At 73.5% G+C, this 20,766-nt stretch carries 17 protein-coding genes; 8 read left to right on the forward strand and 9 right to left on the reverse strand.

Annotated features, from left to right (window positions below):
- Positions 1-21: 21 nt before the first annotated feature.
- The 3 genes from O3597_RS11025 to smpB all read left to right on the forward strand — a co-directional run bounded on the left by O3597_RS11025 (position 22) and on the right by smpB (position 3,519).
- The gene (locus tag O3597_RS11025) at positions 22-534 is read left to right on the forward strand and encodes an NUDIX domain-containing protein (RefSeq protein WP_164446944.1); all 513 of its coding nucleotides are present in this window, start codon (positions 22-24) and stop codon (positions 532-534) included.
- A 114-nt stretch (positions 535-648) separates the two neighbouring features.
- Positions 649-2,997 carry a hypothetical protein gene (locus O3597_RS11030; protein WP_281604084.1) on the forward strand — a complete coding sequence of 783 codons (2,349 nt, stop codon included), beginning with the start codon at positions 649-651 and terminating at the stop codon, positions 2,995-2,997.
- Between the two features lie 30 nt (positions 2,998-3,027).
- Positions 3,028-3,519, forward strand: coding sequence for an SsrA-binding protein SmpB (smpB, locus tag O3597_RS11035; protein ID WP_281604085.1), 492 nt, complete (start codon positions 3,028-3,030; stop codon positions 3,517-3,519).
- Positions 3,520-3,612: 93 nt separating this feature from the next.
- Here smpB and O3597_RS11040 read toward each other — a convergent pair whose 3' ends face one another.
- From O3597_RS11040 to O3597_RS11050, 3 genes are all read right to left on the reverse strand, one after another.
- The gene (locus O3597_RS11040; RefSeq protein WP_281604086.1) at positions 3,613-4,026 is read right to left on the reverse strand and encodes a type II toxin-antitoxin system Phd/YefM family antitoxin; all 414 of its coding nucleotides are present in this window, start codon (positions 4,024-4,026) and stop codon (positions 3,613-3,615) included.
- Positions 4,027-4,067: 41 nt separating this feature from the next.
- Positions 4,068-4,961 (reverse strand): MHYT domain-containing protein, encoded by an 894-nt coding sequence (locus tag O3597_RS11045; RefSeq protein WP_281604087.1) that lies wholly within the window; start codon positions 4,959-4,961, stop codon positions 4,068-4,070.
- 169 nt (positions 4,962-5,130) lie between these two features.
- Entirely contained in the window at positions 5,131-7,911 is a 2,781-nt protein-coding gene (locus tag O3597_RS11050) for a DEAD/DEAH box helicase (protein ID WP_281604088.1), read from the reverse strand.
- 85 nt (positions 7,912-7,996) lie between these two features.
- Here O3597_RS11050 and O3597_RS11055 point away from each other — a divergent pair, with 85 nt between their 5' ends.
- A complete protein-coding gene (locus tag O3597_RS11055) occupies positions 7,997-8,752 on the forward strand; it encodes an HAD-IA family hydrolase (RefSeq protein ID WP_281604089.1) in 756 nt (251 codons plus the stop codon).
- Positions 8,753-8,844: 92 nt separating this feature from the next.
- Here the strand turns inward: O3597_RS11055 and O3597_RS11060 are convergent, their stop codons facing one another.
- On the reverse strand, positions 8,845-9,768 hold the full coding sequence (locus tag O3597_RS11060) for a diacylglycerol kinase (RefSeq protein WP_281604090.1): 924 nt from the start codon (positions 9,766-9,768) through the stop codon (positions 8,845-8,847).
- A 240-nt stretch (positions 9,769-10,008) separates the two neighbouring features.
- Here O3597_RS11060 and lanKC point away from each other — a divergent pair, with 240 nt between their 5' ends.
- The 4 genes from lanKC (at position 10,009) to O3597_RS11080 (ending at position 16,287) form a co-directional block, all read left to right on the forward strand.
- On the forward strand, positions 10,009-12,603 hold the full coding sequence (lanKC, locus tag O3597_RS11065) for a class III lanthionine synthetase LanKC (protein WP_281604091.1): 2,595 nt from the start codon (positions 10,009-10,011) through the stop codon (positions 12,601-12,603).
- Positions 12,604-12,609: 6 nt separating this feature from the next.
- Positions 12,610-12,729 (forward strand): SapB/AmfS family lanthipeptide, encoded by a 120-nt coding sequence (locus O3597_RS11070; protein ID WP_164446950.1) that lies wholly within the window; start codon positions 12,610-12,612, stop codon positions 12,727-12,729.
- A gap of 73 nt (positions 12,730-12,802) precedes the next feature.
- On the forward strand, positions 12,803-14,530 hold the full coding sequence (locus O3597_RS11075; protein ID WP_281604092.1) for an ABC transporter ATP-binding protein: 1,728 nt from the start codon (positions 12,803-12,805) through the stop codon (positions 14,528-14,530).
- On the forward strand, positions 14,527-16,287 hold the full coding sequence (locus tag O3597_RS11080) for an ABC transporter ATP-binding protein (RefSeq protein ID WP_281604093.1): 1,761 nt from the start codon (positions 14,527-14,529) through the stop codon (positions 16,285-16,287). Before O3597_RS11075 ends, O3597_RS11080 begins: the two co-directional genes overlap by 4 nt.
- Before the next feature lie 29 nt (positions 16,288-16,316).
- On the opposite strand, the gene O3597_RS11085 is transcribed toward O3597_RS11080, so the two are convergent.
- From O3597_RS11085 to tatA, 5 genes are all read right to left on the reverse strand, one after another.
- Positions 16,317-16,940 carry a response regulator transcription factor gene (locus O3597_RS11085; protein ID WP_166458392.1) on the reverse strand — a complete coding sequence of 208 codons (624 nt, stop codon included), beginning with the start codon at positions 16,938-16,940 and terminating at the stop codon, positions 16,317-16,319.
- A 65-nt stretch (positions 16,941-17,005) separates the two neighbouring features.
- Positions 17,006-17,599 carry a response regulator transcription factor gene (locus O3597_RS11090; RefSeq protein ID WP_281604094.1) on the reverse strand — a complete coding sequence of 198 codons (594 nt, stop codon included), beginning with the start codon at positions 17,597-17,599 and terminating at the stop codon, positions 17,006-17,008.
- Between the two features lie 206 nt (positions 17,600-17,805).
- The gene (locus O3597_RS11095; protein ID WP_281604095.1) at positions 17,806-19,104 is read right to left on the reverse strand and encodes a hypothetical protein; all 1,299 of its coding nucleotides are present in this window, start codon (positions 19,102-19,104) and stop codon (positions 17,806-17,808) included.
- 322 nt (positions 19,105-19,426) lie between these two features.
- Positions 19,427-20,377 carry a twin-arginine translocase subunit TatC gene (tatC, locus tag O3597_RS11100; protein ID WP_164446952.1) on the reverse strand — a complete coding sequence of 317 codons (951 nt, stop codon included), beginning with the start codon at positions 20,375-20,377 and terminating at the stop codon, positions 19,427-19,429.
- A gap of 18 nt (positions 20,378-20,395) precedes the next feature.
- The gene (gene tatA / locus O3597_RS11105) at positions 20,396-20,683 is read right to left on the reverse strand and encodes a Sec-independent protein translocase subunit TatA (protein ID WP_281604096.1); all 288 of its coding nucleotides are present in this window, start codon (positions 20,681-20,683) and stop codon (positions 20,396-20,398) included.
- Positions 20,684-20,766: the final 83 nt, after the last annotated feature.

Below are 20,766 nucleotides of genomic sequence, written 5' to 3' on the forward strand. Positions count from 1 at the left end.
CCCCAGGTAACGTGCTGCGGCATGAGCGGCGTGGCGTACTCGCATTGTTCGTACTGTGGCGCGGCCTACCCGCCGCCGATCGCCTGGCCCCGGCTCTGCGCGAGCTGTGGCCAGCAGGTCTGGCGCAACCCGCTGCCGGTGGCGGTGGCCGTACAGCCGGTGCTGACCGCCACCGGACTGGGCGTGGTCGTCGTCCGCCGGGACATCGAACCCGCCCGGGGGCAGCTCGCGCTGCCCGGCGGGTTCATCGAGTACGGCGAACGGTGGGAGGACGCCCTGGTCCGCGAGCTGCGCGAGGAGACCGGCCTTCGGGCCGAGGCGGTCGGTGCCAGGCTGCTCACCGTGCGGAGCGCGCCGGCCGGCGGCACCATGCTTGTCTTCGGAGAGCTGCCGGCCCGCCCCGCCGAGGAGCTGCCGCCGTCGGCACCGACCACGGAGGCCACCGAGTGGCTCGTGCTGACCGAGCCGACCGAGCTGGCCTTCTCCACCCACACGGAGGTGCTGGCCGACTTCCTCGCCCGCCGGCCGGTCTGACCGGCCGGGCACCGCGAGCAGGCGTGTTCGTCGGCTCGGCGGGTAGACCGGGAGATCGCACCGGGACGTCGCGCCTGCGCCGGGTCGGGTCGGTGCACACGTTCCGGGGGGCCGATGACCAGCGAGCCGGGGGCGTCGGACGACGTCGTGGAGCTGCGGGTGCACGGCGTGTCCGGCGCCGACGCCGCACAGATCCTCGACCGTCCGCACAGTCACCAGGTCGCCGGGGACCGTAACGGCGGGTTCTACCGGCCGCGCCCGGGCTATCCGGATACCAGAGGTCCGGCGGGCGTGACGTTGGAGGCGTACCGCTGGAGCGAACTTCCCTCCGGCACCACCGTCCGCACGCTGTCGCTGATGTTCCTGCTGCCGTTCATGCTGTGCAACGTCGCGATCTGGATGCGGCCGGCCCCCGGCGACAAGGCCGGTTCCGGGGTGAAGGCGTTGTGCCGGCTGCTCGCCCTCAGCCTCACCATGCTGTACGTGCTGGCGGCGATGGGCGTGGCGCTGGAACTGATCGCCTGGCGGTGCGTGCCGAACCCGTCCTGTCTGGCCGGGCGGCCGTGGCTGTCCTGGCTCAGCGACCGACCCACCGGGCTGACCCTGGCCGTCTTCGCGCTGCTGCCCTTCGGCGCGCTCATGCTGGTCTGGCTGCTCGGTGTCCGTCCGGGCCGCAACTTCGACGCCTTCCACACCCCCATCAGCACCTCCGGGAGCCACCAGCTCAGCGCCGTGGGCCAGTGGGACAGCGGACCGACCGTGGACCGGCTCTGTTCACTGCACGGAGCCGCCGGGCTGATGACCCTCGGTCTCGGCCTGGTCGCCGCCCGGATCGGGTCGGGCCCGTCGCCGCTGAGCGTGACCCTGGCCGTCGTCAGTGGGGCGGTGCTGGTGGTCAGCATCGTGCTGGTCTGCGCGCACCCGTTCGTCGACCTGCTGCCGACCGGCTCGTACGCGGATCGGATCTCGCGCGGCCTGCGCAACCTGGCCTTCGTACTGATCGCCGTGGTGCTGGTCGCGGTGTCGGTCGACCCCACGCCGTGGCGGATCCGGGACGGGTTGCCCGGCTACGCCACCGCCGTCGGGCTGGTCATCTCCTCCCAGGCGGTCCTGCTGTTCCTGCTCGGCACGGGCGCGCTGATCGCCCGGAGCCGACAACGCCACAGCACCGCCGACACCACCGGCAGCGGCGAACCGGTCGACCGTGGCGACGCCGGCGGAGATGCGCCGCCCGCACCCAGTGTCGAGCCCGATGAGGCGCGTCGCGGATTCGGCCGTGACGGGCTCGGCGCCGGACCGCTACGCGGCCTGGGTGCGCCCGTGATCGCGGCCACCGCGACCGGGCTGGCGGTGGCGATCTCCGCGGACCTGGTCTACCGGGTGGCCGACTTCCTCAACCGCCGTGCCGACGCCGACGGTGAACGGGAGATCAGCCCGCCGCTGGGCTACAAGTGGGCCATCTTCGTCTTCCTGGTGGCGGCGGCAGCCACCCTGCTGGCGGCGCTGATCATCGGGCTGGCCAGTCGTATCCCCCGGATGCGCACCGCCCGGGCCACCGTCGCACACGACTTTCCCGACGCGCCGCCGGCCGCCCGGTACCGCCTGCACCAGGTCGAGCGCATGATCGCCAGGGCGCGGTTCACCGAACGGGTGGAGTCACTCGCGGTGGTGTACGCCTGTGTCGTCGGGGTGGGCATGCCCAGCAGCCTGCTCGGCATGCTGGGCCTGGCACCGGACAGCACGGTGCAGCAGCTGACCGGCATTCCGGCCGCGGCGACCAACTTCGGCATCCAGATGGGCAGTTTCCTCATCGCGGCGGTGGTGCTCGCGCTGCTCGTCGGCGGCATCTTCGCGTACCGTACGTCCCGGTTCCGCAGGTACGTCGGCGTGCTGTGGGACCTGGGGACGTTCTGGCCACGGGTGGCGCACCCGTTCGCACCGCCCTGCTACGCCGAGCGCGCTGTTCCCGAGCTGAGCCGACGGATCGGGTACCTCGCCGAACAGGGTCACGGAGTGCTGCTCACCGGGCACAGTCACGGCTCGGTGCTGCTCGCCGCCACGATCCTGCAACTGCCACCCGAGGTGTGCGGCCGGTTGGCGCTGCTGACCTACGGCTCACCGCTGCGCCGGCTCTACGCCCGGCTGTTTCCGGCCTACGTCAGTGACGAGGTGCTCCGCGACGTGGGCGACCGGGTCAACTGGCGGTGGATCAACCTGTGGGACACCGACCCGATCGGGGGCTGGGTCTTCTCGCCGCACCGGCCGGAGCGTCCGCCGACGGTGTCCGGTGCCGCCGGCACGGTGGACCGGCGGCTGCGCGACCCGGTCGGCGTCCTCCCGCCGCCCGGCGACAGCGTCCCGCATCCGATCCTCGGGCACTGGCCCGGCGAATCCGATCCGCGCTTCGAGGCCGCGGTGGCCGAGCTGGCGGGCCGGCTGCGTGAGCACGACAAGCCGGCATGAGCCCTCCCACGGTGCGGCTATCCTTCCTCGATGGGCACCTCCTCAGCCGCCGAGCGGACCCTGATCGCGGCCAACCGCCGGGCCCGCCACGACTACGCCGTGCTCAAGACCTACGAGGCCGGCATCGTGCTGGCCGGCACCGAGGTCAAGTCGCTGCGCGCGGGTCGCGTCTCGCTCGTCGACGCCTTCGCGCAGGAACGCGACGGGGAGATCATGCTGTACGGCCTGCACATCGCCGAGTACGGCTACGGCAGCTGGACCAACCACGCGCCCCGGCGGACCCGCAAGCTGCTGCTGCGCCGGGTGGAGATCGCCCGGATCCTCGACCGGACCCGCGAGGGCGGAATCACCCTGGTGCCGCTGTCGATGTACTTCTCCGGCGGCTGGGCGAAGGTCGAGCTGGCACTGGCCAAAGGGCGCCGGTCGTACGACAAGCGACAGGTGCTCGCCGAACGCGACGCCAACCGGGAGATTGCCCGCGAGCTGGGCCGCCGGCTCAAGGGCCGCCCAGGTCGGCGCTGAGCCGGAAGCCGTGGCTCGCCCTCGGACCGGGTCGAGCCCGCGCGGGACGACCCGGAGACCGGCGGGCACCCGCGACAGTCTCCCAGCGGTCGCTCAGTCGGCGAGCAGCTGGGTGTGCGCCGCGCGCAACCGGGTGAGCGCTGGATCGCTACCCGGCGGAAAGCGCCGATCCAGCTCGGCCCAGACCTCGGCGAGCGCCATGGTCACCGCCCGCAGCTCGGCGGCGTGCCGGCGCCCGCTCTGCTGCCGCTGCGCGTCGAGGCGTCGGGACCAGCCGGCGGTGACCTCGGCCAGGCGGGCGGCGTCGGCGCGGGCCTCGGCGACCGTGCGGGCGGCCGCCGCCGGCACGATCGCGGCGACCGGCCGAGGGTCACCGTCACGGGTCACCACCGTGACCGAGTCGGTCAGCTCGGCCATGGCGACGAGTTGGCTGAGTCGGGTGCGCGCCTCGCGGAGGGGCAGCGAGCGCGCCGGGGCGTTTCGCGGAGTGAGGGCGGGGACAGCCATGAATACATCGTCGGTGCCGGGTACGACACTTTCCGCGACCGTCAGCGCGACGAATGGTCCCGGCGGGACGGGAACTGGGCACCGGGACGGGCCAGCGTCGACCGGGCGCGCAGCCCCACCGGATCGGGTGCGCTGACGTCCGGTGTCGCGGCGGCCGTGGCCGGCTGCGGCCGTTGCCGGGCGTCCAGGTAGGCCAGCGCGGCGCGATCCTCGTCGGTGGGCGCGGCGAGCAACGCGTACACCAGACCGACCACGCCGAAGATGACCAGCAGCACGATCGGGATCAGCAGCGTACCGACACCCGCCCCGGTGACCTCACCTCGTTCCTCGTGCAGGTGCACCGACAGGGCGCTCATCCCGGTGAAGTGCATGCCGTTGACCGCCACCCCCATCACCAGCGCCGAGGCGAAGATCGCCACTCCCTTGCGTACGGTCACCGCGAGCCAGAGGGCGACGGACGCGGCGACCACGGCGATCAGCACCGACAGGCCCACCCGGAGGTCGTCGTAGACCAGCCGACCGTCCAACCGCATCGCCGCCATGCCCGTGTAGTGCATCGCCGCCACCCCGGCGCCGGTGAACAGGCCGCCACCGAGGATCCGTGCCGCCGAGAGCCGACCGGTGCCGACGATCGCCAGCCCGAGGCCGACGGCCGCCACCGCGATCAGCGCGCTGGCAACCGTGATCGGCACGTCGTAGCGGATCCGCGTCCCGGTCACCGCGAAGCCCAGCATCGCCATGAAGTGCATCGTCCAGATCGCCGTGCCGCCGAGCGCCCAGGCGGCCAGGGTTCCCCACCAGAGTTTCTGGCCCGTACCGGTGGCGGTCCGGATGCGGCCGGCACAGACCAGGCCGAGGATGGAACCGAGCACCGACAGCGCGTAGCTCAACGCCGGTGTGATCCAGCCGTACTCAAAGTGATTGATGTCCGCCACGAGGGCTCCCCCCAGAGCTGCTACCGGCGCGTAGTGCACGCGCCGATGACATCATCGGGGACGCTCTCACCAGGCACAACAGGACCCCTGGTCAATTCGGGGGGTGCCGCGACGGTGACGCAGCGACGCGTCGGTTCCGACGCATCGACCGGCCGCCGTCGCGGTCGGCTCAGGCCGGTGAGTGGTATGCCAGCACACCCCGGTTGACGTCCTTTATCGCCTGGCGAGCGGTGGCGCGAAGCTCCGTCGAGGCACCACCGGAGTCGGCGAGCTGGCCGAGCAGGTCCACCACCTGGCGGGCCCAGCGGACGAAGTCTCCAGCGGGCATCTCACCGTCGAGTTCGTGCCCGCTGGCGAGCACCTTGGCCAGTGCCTCGCCTCGCGCCCAGCGGTACACCGGCCAGGCGAAACCGAGATCCGGCTCACGGGTGACGGCCAGCCCGCGTGACGCCTCGTCGGCCTCGATCTCGCTCCAGAGCTTCAGTGTCGCGTCCACCGCCTCGGCCACCGCGCCACGGGGCAGCGAGGCCCGTTCGTCGACGTCGCGGCGGGCCTCGAAGACCACCACCGACACCGCGGCAGCGAGTTCGGCCGGTGACAGCCCGTCCCAGAGGCCACGCCGCAGGCACTCCGCCACGAGCAGGTCCGCCTCCGTCCAGATCCGGCCGAGCATCCGGCCGGCGTCGGTGACGGTGCCGTCGGCGGCGAGATAGCCGCGCCCGGTGAGCAGCGCGACGATCCGGTCGAAGGTACGCGCCAACGAGCCAGTCCGGCCGGCGACCCGCTGGCGCAGTTCGTCGGTGTCGCGTTCCAGCCGGCGGCGGCGCTCGGCCCAGCGGGCATGTTCCTCCCGCTCCGGGCAGGCGTGGCAGGGGTGCCGACGCAGCTCGGTGCGAAACTGGCTGAGCTGGTGGTCCTCGCCGGACTGCCGGCCGCGGGCCCCCCGGCGGGAGTGCCGGTCCAGCCCGGTGCCACTGACCTGGGCAGCCAGGTCCCGCCGGGCGGCCGGATTGCGGTGGTTGAAGTGCTTGGGCACCCGGATGCGGGCCAGCACCTCGGCCGGGGTGGTGAAGTCGCCGGGGCTGATCCGGCCGGCCCAGCGGTCCTGGGTGAGCACCAGCGGGCGCGGCTCGCTGAAGCCTCCGGCCGCCGGATCGAGCACCACGGCCAGGCCGGCCCGCCGCCCGGACGGCACCCGGATCACATCACCGACCCGCAGCCGCTCCAGGGCCGCCACCGCCGCCGCCCGGCGCTGGCTCTGCCCCTGCCGGGCGATGGCCCGCTCCCGGTCGGCGATGGCGACCCGCAGGGCGAAGTACTCGTCGAAGTCGCCGTGGTGGCACTCCGCCTCGACGCCGTACGCCTCGATGGTCTCGGTGTTGCGCTGCACCTGCCGGGCCAGGCCGACCACCGACCGGTCCGCCTGGAACTGCGCGAACGACGACTCCAGCAGCGCCCGCGCCGACTCCGCACCGACGCTGCCGACCAGGTTCACCGCCATGTTGTACGACGGTCGGAAGCTGGACCGCAGCGGATACGTCCGGGTGGAGGCCAGACCCGCCACGTGCCGGGGGTCGGTCTCCGGGGACCACACCACCACGGCGTGCCCCTCCACGTCGATGCCCCGACGCCCGGCCCGCCCGGTGAGCTGGGTGTACTCCCCCGGGGTCAGGTCGACGTGCGCCTCACCGTTGTACTTGACCAGGCGTTCCAGCACCACGCAGCGGGCCGGCATGTTGATGCCCAGGGCGAGGGTCTCGGTGGCGAAGACCGCCTTGACCAGCCCCCGGACGAACAACTCCTCCACGACCTCCTTGAACGCCGGCAGCATCCCGGCGTGGTGCGCGGCGAGCCCGCGCTCCAGCCCGTCGAGCCACTCCCAGTAGCCGAGCACCGACAGGTCCTCGCCGGGGATCGCGGTGACCCGGGACTCCACCACCCGGCGAATCTCCGCCCGCTCCTCGGGCGAGGTGAGCCGCAGCCCGGCGGCGAGGCACTGCTGCACCGCGGCGTCGCAGCCGGCCCGGCTGAAGATGAACAGGATCGCCGGCAGCAGTCCCTCGCGGTCCAGCCGGTCGACGATGTCGGGGCGCAGCGGCCCGCGCCAGCGGGGGCCGCGCCGGCCGGCACCGAAGCCGGCGGACCGTCCCTCGCCGAGATCCAGCCGGCGTACCGTGTCGCGCGTGTAGCGCAGCAGCTCCGGGTGCACGTCGTGCTTGCGGGCGGCGGCGGCGTCGTGGAACAGGTCGAACATCCGCTTGCCGACGAGCATGTGCTGCCACAACGGCACCGGCCGGTGCTCGCTGACCACCACGGTGGTCTCGCCCCGGACGGTGATCAACCAGTCGGCGAACTCCTCGGCGTTGGAGACCGTCGCCGACAGCGACACCAGGGTCACCGAGGCGGGCAGGTGGATGATGACCTCCTCCCACACCCCGCCGCGGAACCGGTCGGCCAGGTAGTGCACCTCGTCCATCACCACGTACGCCAGGCCCTCGAGGGTGGCCGAGCCGGCGTACAGCATGTTGCGCAGCACCTCGGTGGTCATCACCACCACCGGGGCGTCGCCGTTGATGGCGTTGTCGCCGGTGAGCAGCCCCACCTGCGCGGCGCCGTACCGGTCGACCAGGTCGTGGTACTTCTGGTTCGACAGCGCCTTGATCGGCGTGGTGTAGAAACACTTGCGCCGGGCCCCGTCGGCCGGTTCCGGCCGCCCGGGCGCACCCCGCAACGCCAGGTGTACGGCGAACTCGCCGACCACCGTCTTGCCGGCACCGGTCGGCGCGCAGACCAGGACGCCGCTGCCCCGCTCCAGGGCCTGGCAGGACTCCCGCTGGAAGTCGTCGAGATCGAACCCCAGGTCGGAGGTGAACTCTTCAAGCGCCGGGAACTGTGTGGCCTGGGCGGCCCGGCGGCGCGCCGCGGCGTACCGCTCGGCGGGGCTCGACATGCCCCAAGATTAGTGCCTGCCCACGACGGGCACCGGGCAAGGCCGAGCGCCGGGGCGGTCCGAGTGGGTCGGTAGGGTGCACCACGTGCCGGATCATGCCGAACCGACCAGCCCCGTACCCGACATCGACGATCGGGGCCCCTCCCGTCGGCGGGTGCGGGCGGTGCTGTTCGACTTCCACGGCACCCTCGCGCAGGTGGAGGAGGCCAGCCAGTGGGTGCTGGCCGCCGCGTCGGCGTGCGGCGTGGACCTGGACCGGGCCCGCGCGACCGCCCTGGCCGACCGGCTGCTCACCGCCGGCCGCGCCGGTGGGCCGCTGCCCGCCCGGGTACCGCCCCACCTGGCCGAGCTCTGGGCCGACCGGGATCTCTACGAGCACGCCCACCGGGGTGCCTACACCGGGCTGGCCGACACCGTCGACGCCGGTATCGAGGGCTTCGCCGAGGCGCTGTACGAACGGCTGCTGGTGCCGCAGGGCTGGGTGCCCTACCCCGACACCGCGCCGACGCTGGCCGCCCTGCGGGCCGCCGACGTCCGGGTGGCCGTGGTCAGCAACATCGGCTTCGACATCCGGCCGCTCTTCGACGCCTGGGGGCTGGCGGAGCTGGTCGACGCCCACGTGCTGTCGTACGAGGTGGGCCGCTGCAAGCCCGACCCGGCGATCTTCTGGCGAGCCTGCGGCATGCTCGGCGTCGACCCCGAGGAGGCGCTCATGGTCGGCGACTCCCCCGCCGACGCCGGTGCCGTCGCCGCCGGCTGCGCGGCGCTGATCCTCCCCGCCGCCGACCCCGGCCGCCCCAACGCCCTCGGCTCCGTCCTCGACCTTCTCCCCACCCCCTGACTTCCGCGATCTTGCAGTTGCGGTCGCCGGTATGTCGCCTTCGGGGGGTTATTTCCCGACCGAAAGTGCAAGATCGCGTGTGGTGAGGGTGGTCAGTGGAGGAGGTGCAGGGCGGCGGGGACGGCGGTGATGGTGAGTGGGAGGGGGAGGGAGCGTTCGCCGTCGGCGTAGGTGGTGATGCCGTCCGCGGCCAGGGTGACGGTGCGGGCGCGGTAGGTCTGCACCAAAGGATGGGCGACGTGGGTGCCGGCGTAGATGCGCGGCTTGACCCGGATCAGGGTACGCCGGTCGAACCGACCGCCGACCACGACGTCGAGCAGGCCGTCGGTCGGGTCCGCGTCGGGGCAGATCCGCATCCCGCCGCCGTAGCTGGCGCCGTTGCCGACCGCCACCAGGACCGCATCGACCTCGATCCGCTCGCCGTCGAGGGTGAGGGTGTACCGGCGTGGCCGTAGCTGGGCCAGCTCCACCAGGATGGCCAGGTCGTAGCGGCGTGGACCGCGCGGCCAGCGCATCCGGTTGGCCCGCTCGTTGACGATCGCGTCGAAGCCGGCCGCCAGCACCGCGCCGTACCAACGGGCCGTGCCGTCGGCCCCGGTCATCCGGGCCAGGTCGACCGGCCGGCTGCGTCCCTCGCGCAGGGCCGTCGCGATGACGTCGACGGCCGCCCGGGGATCGGCCGGGAAGCCGGTCTCCACCGCGAAGTCGTTGCCGGTGCCCGCCGGCACCGGCCCGAACGGCACCGAGGTGCCGGCGACGGCCTGCATCGCCCGGTGCACCGTGCCGTCGCCACCCACCGCGACCAGGGCGCCGACCCCCTGGGCCACGGCGGCCCGACAGACCGCCTCGGCCTCGACCGCGCTGCCGGCCCGCAGCAGCCGCACCGGCCGGTCGGCGGCCGCGAGCCCGTCCAGCAGGCCCGGCAGCAGTCCTCGGTGCCGGCCACGGCCGGCGGACGGATTGGCCAGCACGGCGACCGGTCCGCCGGGCACCCAAGGGCGATCGTCTGAGGTCACGGCGAGCACCGTACCCGCCCGGACCGGCGCGGGCGCGGCTGTGCCGACCCGGCGACGGCCCGTGCCGGCAGGCGAAACCGGACAGTCCCGCCGCTACGCCGCAACTGTCATTTGTCACGACCGGTCGTGCGGCACGCATTCATCTCCATGACTGAAAACACTAGGAACGCCATAGGCCGAACGGACAGACTCGAATCCATCGACAGGACGACAGCCGACAGGTGGACGGGAGGCGACACAGTGGACGAGCGCTACGACAGCTACTGCGCCGCCGACCCGCTGTTCTACGACTCCCTCGGCAGCGCCGTCGCGCAGCCGACCTTCCCCGCGGCGACCCGGCCGTTGCCGGCCGGCTGGCGCCGGGAGTCGCTCGACGACTGGCTCATCCACGCCCCCGACGGTGAACGCCTGCCGCAGCAGGGCTGGAAGGTGCACGTGTCGGCGACGGTGGCCAACGCCGACCGGGTGCTGGACACCGTCTGGGACTACTGCGTACCCCGGGGCCTGTCGTTCAAGTTCCTGCGCGGCCCCCGCACCCTGCTGCTGCGCAACTCCAAGTACGCCGCCCGCGCCGCCAGCGGCAAGTTCGTCACCGTCTACCCTCGCGACGACGCCGAACTCGAACTGGTCTGCAAGGAACTCGACGAGCTGCTCACCGGCGAGGCCGGCCCGTACATCCTGAGCGACCTGCGGTACGCCGCCGGGCCGGTGTACGTCCGCTACGGCGGCTTCGCCGCCCGGTACTGCCACTCCCCCGACGGCCAGGTGGTCCCGGCGGTCGAGGACGAGACCGGCACCCTGGTGCCGGACCGCCGCGATCCGGTCTTCCACGTACCGTCCTGGGTGGCGCTGCCCGACTTCCTCGCGCCGCACCTGGCCGCCCGCAACGCGACGAGCACCGACGAGGTTCCCTACCAGATCGAGAAGGTCATCCACTTCTCCAACGGTGGCGGCCTGTACGTCGGACGCGACCGGCGCACCGACACCCAGCTGGTGTTCAAGGAGGCCCGGCCGCACGCCGGCCTGGACGCCGACGGCACCGACGCCGTCACCCGGCTCGCCCGGGAGGCCGCCGTCCTGCGCCAGCTCGCCGACCTGCCGCAGGTGCCGCGGGTGCACGACGAGTTCGCCCTCGGCGATCACCGGTTCCTCGCCCTGGAGTTCATCGAGGGCCGCCCGCTGAACAAGGTGTTGGTCGACCGCTACCCGCTGATCGACGCCGACGCCACCGACGACGACCGCGCGGCGTACGCGCGCTGGGCGCTGGACGTCCACCGTCAGGTCGACGAGGTCGTCCGGGCGATCCACGCGCGCGGCCTGGTCTACGGCGACCTGCACCTGTTCAACATCATGCTGCGGCCGGACGACCGGGTCGCGCTGGTCGACTTCGAGGTGGCCGCACCGATCGACGGGCACCGCCGGCCGGGCCTGCGCAACCAAGGCTTCGCCGCGCCCCGGGGACGCACCGGCGTGGCCGTCGACCACTACGCCCTGGCCTGCCTTCGGTTGGCCCTGTTCCTGCCGCTGACCCAGCTGGTCCGCCTCGACCCGGCGAAGGCCGCGCACCTGGCCGACATCATCGCCGAGACCTTCCCGGTGCCGAGAGACTTCCTCGACGCGGCGGTGGCGGAGATCACCGCACCGGACGCCGAGTCCGGGGACCGCGTCCCGCCCACCGCCGCCAGGCCGTCCGTGGACCGGGACCGGCTCGCCCGCGCCATCCTCACCAGCGCCACGCCCGCCCGCGCCGACCGGCTGTTCCCCGGCGACATCGAACAGTTCCGCAGCGGCGGGCTCAACCTCGCACACGGGGCGGCGGGCGTGCTGTACGCGTTGCACCGCAGCGGCGCCGGCCGGTGGCCGGAACACGAGCAGTGGCTGGTCCGTCAGGCCACCTCGCCCCCGTCGGGCACCCGGTGCGGCTTCTACGACGGCCTGCACGGCGTCGCGTACGCCCTGGAGGTGCTCGGTCGCCGGCAGGACGCGCTCGACGTGCTCGACATCTGCCTCCGCGAGTCGACGACCGGGCTGGACCACAGCCTGGCCGGCGGGCTGGCCGGCATCGCCCTGAACCTGGCCGAGCTGGGCGGGCGTACCGGCGAACCGGCGCTGCGGGAGGCGGCCTGGCAGGTCACCGGAGAGTTGGTGGAGCGACTCGCCGACGACCCTGGCGGCGAGGTCAGCGGCGGGCGACACCCGTACGCCGGGCTGCTGCGCGGCCGGACCGGAGCGGCGCTGCTGCTGGTGCGCCTGTACGAGCTGACCGGCGATTCGGACCTGCTCGACCACGCCGCCACCGCGCTGCGGCAGGACCTGCGCCGCTGCGTGGTCCGACCCGACGGCGCGCTGGAGGTCAACGAGGGCTGGCGCACCATGCCCTACCTGGGGCAGGGCAGCGTGGGCATCGGGCTCGTCCTCGACCAGTACCTGCGTCACCGCGACGACGAGCAGTTCGCCGAGGCGAGCGCCGGGGTGCGTCGCGCCGCCCGGTCGCCGTTCTACGCGCAGTCCGGCCTCTTCGCCGGGCGGGCCGGCATCATCGCCTACCTCGCCGCTCACCGCGACGACCCGCAGCTGCGACAGGAGATGGAGAGCCAGGTCCGGCGGCTGGGCTGGCACGCCCTGCCGTACCGGGACGGCACCGCCTTCCCCGGCGAGCAGTTGCTGCGGCTTTCGATGGACCTGGCCACCGGCACCGCGGGCGTCCTGCTGGCGCTGGCCACCGCCCGACGTGACGCCCCGACGCCCCTGCCCTTCCTCGCGCCCCTCACCGGCGCACCGGACTCCCCCGCGACAGCGGGGGCGACCCTGACCCCGACGACCGATGGGAGGTGACACGACATGGCGCTCCTCGACCTTCAGGGAATGGAGGCGGCTCCGGCCGACCGGACCGGCGGTGGTAGCCGGGCGAGCCTGCTGCTCTGCGGCGACAGCTCGCTGTCCGTGACGACCTGCAACTGATCGGACCGCACCACGCGAGGCCCTGGACGGTTACCTGACCGTCCAGGGCCACGCCGTACGACCGGGAGGACCGATGCGAACGCTGGCCGGCGCGGACCGCCTGCTGTTCCGGGTGGTCCGAGACGGTGGCGGCTGGACCGTCACGCTGGTGGTGGTGGCGCTGGCCGGTGCCGCTGCCGAGCTGGCCCTGCCCGCGGTGCTGGGGCTGGCCGTGGACGCCGCCGTCGGCGGTGACGCCGCCCCCCGGTGGCCGGTGGTCGCCTGTGTCCTCGTCGTCGTCCTGCTGGTCACCGATGTCCTCGGTGACCTGACTGGCGGGTACGGCGCCGCCCGGGCCACGGCCCGGCTCCGCCGGAGGCTGCTGCGGCACCTGTTCGCGCTGGACGTCCGGGCCGTGCGCCGCTTCCCGGTCGGTGACCTGGTCGGCCGGTTGGCCGGACAGGCCGCCGACACCGGGCAGGCCGGCAACGCCGTGGCACTTGGCGGGATCGCGGCCCTGCCGCCGCTGGGCAGCGTCGTGGCGCTGTTCCTGCTGGAGCCCGTGCTCGGGTTCACTCTCCTGGCCGGGCTGGCCGTGCTGACCGTCCTCATGGCCACGTTCGTCACCGACGCCTCGGCGGTTGTCACCGCGTACCAGCGGGTGCTCGGGGCGATCGCCGGCCGGCTGCAGGAGGCGCTCGGTGGTGCCCGCACCATCGCCGCGGCCGGCACCACCGACCTCGAGTGCGACCGGGTGCTGGCGGCACTGCCCGAGCTGCGCGGCCACGGCCGGCTCGGCTGGCGGTTGCTGGCCCGGGCCAACGCCCGCGTCGCGGCCGTGGCACCGCTGCTTCAGGTCGCCGTCGTCGCCGTCGGTGGGTACGCGCTGAGCGTCGGCTGGCTGACCGCCGGCCAACTGGTCGCCGCCGTGCAGTACGCCGCGCTCGGCGCCGGGCTGGGCGCGGTGCTGGCCACCCTCAACCGGCTGGTCCGCAGCCGGGCCGCGGCCCGCCGGATCGCCGAGCCGCTGTCCTGTCCGGTGCGCGCCGGTGGCGACGAGCCGTTGCCGCCCGGCGGCGGTCACCTGCGGCTGCGCGGGGTCGGTGTCCGCGCCGACGACCGGGCGGTCCTGGACGCCATCGACCTGGACGTGCCCGCCGGTTGCACGGTCGCCGTGGTCGGGCGGTCCGGGGCCGGCAAGTCCGCCCTCGCCGCCGTGGCCGGACGGTTGTACGACCCGGACACCGGCGAGGTGCTGTTGGACGGGGTGCCACTGGCCCACCTCGACCGGGCCGCGCTGCGTCGGGCGGTCGGTCACGCCTTCGACCGTCCGGTGCTGGTCGGTGAGACGGTGCACGACGCGATCGGCCTCGGGCTGCCGGAACGGTCGGCCCGGCCGCCCTCGACCGGTGCGCCGGCCACCGCCGCCGTGCTGGCGGCGGCGCGGTCCGCGCAGATCGACGGGGTCGTGGCCCGGCTGCCCGACGGATTCCGTACCCGGACCGTGGACGCACCGCTGTCCGGAGGTGAGACCCAGCGCCTCGGGCTGGCTCGCGCGTTCCACGCCGAGCGGCTGCTCATCCTCGACGACGCCACGTCCAGCCTGGACACCGCCACCGAGCATCGGATCACCCGCGCCTTGACCGGCCGGGACGGAGGGCGTACCCGCCTGGTGGTCACCCACCGGGTGGCGACGGCCGCCACGGCCGACCTGGTCGCCTGGCTCGACGCCGGTCGGCTACGCGCCCTGGCACCGCATCGGCGACTCTGGACGGACCCGGACTACCGGGCGGTGTTCGCGGACGACGGTGTCCCCCGATGAACGGTCCGGGCGTTGGTCGGACGACGTGGCGGGCGTTGCGGGCCCGTCGCCGGGACGTCGGCCGGCTCGCCGCCTGGTCGGCGGTCGAGTCCCTGCCGGCGCTGCTCGCCGGGCTGCTCGTCGCCCGCGCCGTCGACCAGGGTTTCCTGGCCGGCCGATTCACCACCGGCCTGGCCTGGCTCGGCGGACTCGCGGTGGCCGTCCTGCTCGGCGCGGCGGCGACCGGGCGCGTCTACCGGAGCCTGGGTGACGTGGTGGAGCCGTTCCGCGACGAGTTGGCCCGTCTGGTGGTCCACGGCGCGTTGCACGACGCCACCCGGGCCGGCGCTCACCCGGACAGCGCCCCGGTGGCCCGGCTGACCCACCACGTGGAGATCGTCCGGGACACCTTCGGCGGCCTGGTCATGGTGGTACGCGGCTTCCTGTTCACCGCCGGAGCGGCGCTGCTCGGCCTGCTGGCCCTGGATGCCACGGTCGCGGCGCTGGTGGCGGCCCCGCTGCTCGCGGGGCTTGTCGTGTTCACCGCCGCGCTCCCGTCGATGCTGGCACATCAGCGGACCCAGGTGCGGGCCGGCGAGGCGCTCGGCCGGTCGGCGGCGACCGCGCTGACCGGTCACCGCGACGTGCTCGCCTGCGGCGCCGAGGAACGCACGGTGGCCGAGGTCGACCGCAGGGTCGGCGACCATGCCGACGCCGAGCGGACGCTGGCCCGGATGTCCGCGCTGCGCAGCCTCAGCCTCGGCCTGGGCGGCTGGCTGCCGGTGGTGGTCCTGCTGCTCGCCGCGCCGTGGCTGGTGCGACGCGGGCTGAGCACCGGCGCGGTGCTCGGCGCGCTGGTCTACGTCACCACCAGCCTGCAACCCGCGCTGCACGCCCTGGTGCAGGGGCTCGGTGGTGGAGGGCTGCGCTACGCCGTCACCCTGGAACGGATCCTGCGCACCTGCCCGCCCCCAGCGCGGCGCGACCGGGCGGCCACCCCCGGTGCGGACCCGCAGGGCGACACCCCGGCGGTCCGGTTGTCCAACCTGACCTTCCGGTACGGGCCCGGTGCCCGGCCGATTCTGGCCGACTTCTCGATGACCCTGCCCGAGGGGGAACACCTGGCGGTGGTGGGACCCAGCGGCACCGGCAAGTCCACCCTGGCCGGGCTGGTCGCCGGGCTGATCGAGCCGGAGCGCGGCACGGTCCACCTCGCCGGTCGGCCGGTGGCCGCCCTCGGTCGAACCGACCTGGCCGCGCTACGGGTGCTCGTGCCGCAGGAGGCGTACGTGTTCACCGGTTCCCTCGCCGACAACCTCCGCTACCTGAGTCCGGACGCCGACGACACGGCCGTCGAGACCGCGCTGGCCCGGCTCGGTGCCGACGCTCTCGCGCGGCGGCTGGGCGGCCTCGCCGCCACGGTCGACCCGACCACGCTCTCCGCCGGTGAGCGACAACTGGTCGCCGCCGTACGCGCCTATCTGGCCCCCGCCCCGCTTGTCATCCTGGACGAGGCGACCTGTCACCTGGACCCGACCCTGGAGGCCACCGTCGAGTCGGCCTTCGCCCGGCGTCCGGGCACCCTGGTCGTCATCGCCCACCGGATCAGTTCCGCCGTCCGTGCCCGACGGGTGCTGGTGTTCGACGAGGACGGACCGCTGGACGGCAGCCATCAGGAACTGCTGGTCCGCTCGCCCGGCTACCGCGATCTGGTCGGGCACTGGGACGGTGTCTCGGCGGCCGGCGGCGCCGACCGGGTCGCCGCTCCCCGCGGCTGACCTTCGACGCGGGGAGCGTGCGGGGTCGGTCAGATCCAGCCGGCGTCGCGGGCCACCTGGACCGCCTCGACTCTGGTGCGCCCGCCCGTCTTCCGGATGATCCGGCCGAGATGGTTACGGACGGTGCCAGGGGCGAGACCGAGCGAACCGGCCACCTCGGCGACCGGCGCGCCGCCGGCCGTCAGGTCGAGGATCTGCGCCTCACGCGGGGTGAGTGGGTTGTCCCGGTGCAGCGCCGCCAGCACCAGATCCGCGTCGACCACCGGCTCGCCACGGGACAGCCGGCGGATCCCGTCGACCACCCGGTGCGGCGGTACGTCGCTGCCGAGGACGCCGACGGTTCGGGACGGGGTGAGCGTCCGGTACAGGCTCCCGGCCCGACGCGGCTCGGCGAGCACCAGCAGTGGGCAGGAGCCGGTCGCCGGCAGCCCCTCGACGAGGTCGAGGTCGACCACCGCGACGTCCGGACGACGGGTGCGGATGGTCCAGGTGACCACGTCACCCCGAGCGACCTCCGCCACCACGCTGATGTCGTCCTCCGCGGCGAGCACGAGGGACAGGGCGCCCCGAACCAGGGCGCCATCGATAGCGAGCAGGGTACGGATCACCGCAGGCTCTCCGAACTCGTCGGCTGGATCACGGACCGTCAGCATTCAAACACGCCCTGGCCGGTTTCGCCCGTCGGGCTGGGGCCGCCGGGCGGCGGCCCCAGCCACGGTCACATCCAGCCGTCACGGCGAGCGAGCAGGACCGCCTCCATCCGGTTGCGGGCACCGGTCTTGCGCATGATCGCCGACAGGTGGTTACGCACCGTGCCGTGCGCCAGGAACAGCCGGTGGGCGATCTCCTTGAGCGGCAGCCCTTCGGCGGCCATCCGCAGCACCTCGGCCTCCCGAGGCGTCAGCGGGCCCGTGGCGGGCCGCAGCGCCGTCGCGGCGGCGGCCACGTCGATGACCCGCTCCCCCGCCGCGAGCGCCCGCACCGCCCGGACCAGCTCGTGCAGCGGCTCGTCCTTGCCGACCAACCCCTGCGCTCCGGCCGTCAACGCCTCCGTCACCAGGCCCCGGCTCCACCGGTCGCTGAGGGCCAGCACCGCTGTCGCGGGTGCCGCCCCGGTGATCTCGGTGATCACCGCCACCGGCTCGGGAACACCGGACGCCAGGTCCACAAGCACCACGTCCGGCAGGCGTCGACGCACCATCGCGGGCAGGTCACCGATGCCCGTCGCCGCGGCGACGACCTCGATGTCCTCCTCGCCCGCCAGTGCCGCGCACAACGCACTGCGCAGCAGACCCATACTTTCGCCAATCACAACGCGGATCACCACGTAGCTCCGATCTGAGGTACGCGCGGCGCAGCGGCTGCCGGTCCCCTGGACGGGACTACGCAGGTCGGCCACGCGCGAACGGACTGGGCCCGGCCCGTGGGACGTCGCACACGACGACCCCGGGCACCCGTACGACCACGCCGGGCGACCAGCCGGTGGAACACCGGCGGCGCGGGCGGGTCAGGGCGGACTCAGCCGGGTCGGGCGCTCACACCGGGGGAACGGCCCGCGTACCTGCGGGGCGCCGGAACATCGGTCCGGGCGTTGGTCGTCGGCGGCACCTGGCACCCGTCGAGGATCATCCCTCGCAGCGGTGCGGGGCCGCCATCGGCACCCGTGACACCGTCGCCAGCGGGCACATGAGGACGCTGCGGTGAGCCGGTCGGTGCCGGCGTCGACCCGGAACCAGCTCCAGAGGTGCCGGCGGAGGAGCGATGCCACCCGAGCGCCACCCCGGCCACGGGCATGGCCGGTGTCACCTCGGGCTGCGGTGTGGCCTCCGGTGCCGTGGCGGGTGGCGGGTCAGGCGCCAGCGACCGAGCCGGCGGCGGCACACCCGCGACCGGGTCGGTGGTCGACGTCCATGACGTCGGTCCACCCAGGGTGTACGGCCCGGCAGCGGAACCCGCCGGCAGGACGGGAAGCGTGCCGGTGACCGGGCCCGTGAGCCGCGTGACCGGCGTCGCCGCCGTTGCCACGCCGGTCCTGACCGCCGCGACGGCCGTGACCAGCACCGGTCGCAGAACAGCCTGCGACAGCACGACGACGGCTTCCGTCGCGGGCAGCGCCGTCAAAGCCGTCCCGGACAGCGCCGCCAGGCCCGTCGCGGGCAGGTTCGTCAGGTCACTCGCGGGCAGCGTCGTCAGGTCACTCGGGGCGCTGCCTGGGACGGGCCGAGACAGCAAGCCGGTCGCGGACCGGGTCACCTCCGGCAGGGGCGACAGCGCCGTGCCCACCTCCGCCACCGGAGGCCGGTCGCCGACGATCGGCACCGTCGACCGGCTCGGCGGCGTCACCGGCGTACGCCCGACCGGCCCGGAGCCCTTAGACGACCCGTCGCGCGGCATCCGGGCAGCCACCGCACGGCCACCCGGTGTGCGACTGGTCAGGGACCGGTCAGCCGGTGAACGGCTGACCGGTGACGGGTCGGCGGACGGACCGTCGGGCGTCGGCACATTCCCGGTTCGCACGGTCGCTGGTGGCTTCGCCGGGCGGCCGCTGCGCGCCCTGGCTCTCTCGGCCCGGCTGTCGTCATCCTGCCGACCGGCCTCCGGGGAACCGCGCGTCGAACTGCGGCCCGCGCCGGGATGCCGGACGTCCGGGCGTTCGACGAGACCGGTGACCAGTTCGTCGAGGGGCGAGGCGGGCCGGTCGCGTTCGGGCTCCCGCCGATCCGCGCCGACCGAGGGCACACCGGCGCTGTCCGCACTGGCCGGGTCGCTCGACAGGGCACCGATGAGCAACCCGACGCCCACGGCGGCGGCTCCCATGACGGCGAGCCGGGCGACGGCGACCGCTGGGCGCGCTGCCGGGGCGTCGGGCCCCCGCCGGGCAGCGGGCGGACGGCGGAACGTCGGACGACGCACAGAGCCTCTCTCTCCGAGAACGTCGACTTATCGTATTCAGCCCCTTACCCCGTCGCTGACCGTGAACAACCCGGTGACGGATTGCCGACTCTCCGGCTGACGGTGGCGCTGCCGTCCGGTAACCGGTGCGGCCACCCGGGAGTTCACCGCCGATCGCGGTCACCAGAAACGCGACAAGCCTTCCACCCGGGAAGGCTTGTCGCGTTCATCCGTCACACGTCGCGCGTCAGGTCACGTCGTCATACCGTCGGTCGATCGGAGCCGGCGCGGCGACAGGTGCGGGGGCGTCGATCGGGGCACTCGCGTCGACCCGCTGCCCCGCCTCGACCGGCTCCCTATCGAACTCCAGCGGGGAGACCTCGTCGTCGTCGATGCCGGCATAGATCTCCTTGCCGCGTCCCCGACGCTTGTCGTTGAGGAACGCGACGCCGACTGCGGCGAAGTAGAGCGCGCACAGGCACAACGCCAGCGCGCTCATGCCGAACGGATCCGGCGTGGGAGTGACCACCGCCGAGAAGGCGAAGAAGACGAACACGGCAACCCGCCACCAGCCGAGCAGCCGCTTCGCACTGGCGATGCCGACGAAGTTGAGCATCAGCACGATCAACGGAAACTCGAACGCCACCCCGAACATCAGAATCAGGTTGGTGATGAACGATATGTAGCGGGTGATGTCGAGCGTGGTGTTGATGTCATCGCCCGAGATCTCCAGCAGGAACTCCAGCCCCTTCGAGGCGACGAAGTACGCCAGCACGGCACCGGCCGCGAACAACGGTGCCGCCAGGGCGGTGAAGGCGTACGCGTACCGCCGCTCGTGCCGGTGCAGGCCCGGCGCGATGAAGGCCCACAACTGGTAGAGCCAGACCGGCGCGGCGAGGATCAGACCGACCCACAGACCGATCTTCAGGTTCAGCAGGAACAGATCCGCCGGACCGAGCTGGACGAAGTTGCACCGGCCGTCGGGCAGTTGACTGCCGGGCAGCTGACAGTAGGGCTGGGACAGCAACTCACGGACGGGGCCGGCCAGCCAGAGACCGAAGCCGAAGCCGATCAGGATGCCCAGCGACGCCTTGAACAGCCGGTTGCGTAGCTCGCGGATGTGCTCGACGAGGGTCATCGAGCCGTCGGCGGCCCGCTCGAAGTTGCTCGGTCCGCGCTTGCGGAGTCCGAAGGCCACGGTTACCGGACCCGGGGGTCAGTTCTCGCGGACGCGCTGCACCGGGTCGACCGGCGGCTGCACGGTGCCCTGGTAGGGCTGCTGCTGCGGCCCCGGCTGCTGCGGCGGGTACGGCTGGTAGCCGGCCTGCGCGTCGGCCTTGCTGGCGAGGTCGCGGTCGTCGTCGGCCAGGCTCTTCGTCTCGGCCTTGATGATCCGCAGCGAGCGGCCGAGGGACCGGGCGGCGTCGGGGAGCCGCTTCGCGCCGAAGAGCAGGATCAGCACGACCACGAGTACGGCGATGTGCCAGGGCTTGAGGGCATGCATGGAGGGCTCCAGTCGCACTGTGTCGATGAGGGTGGTTCCGCAGCCCATCGTACGTGCGACGAAGGCCATTGCCACCCGCCGGG

Source organism: Verrucosispora sp. WMMA2044 (assembly GCF_027497155.1).
Classification (GTDB): Bacteria; Actinomycetota; Actinomycetes; order Mycobacteriales; family Micromonosporaceae; genus Micromonospora; species Micromonospora palythoicola.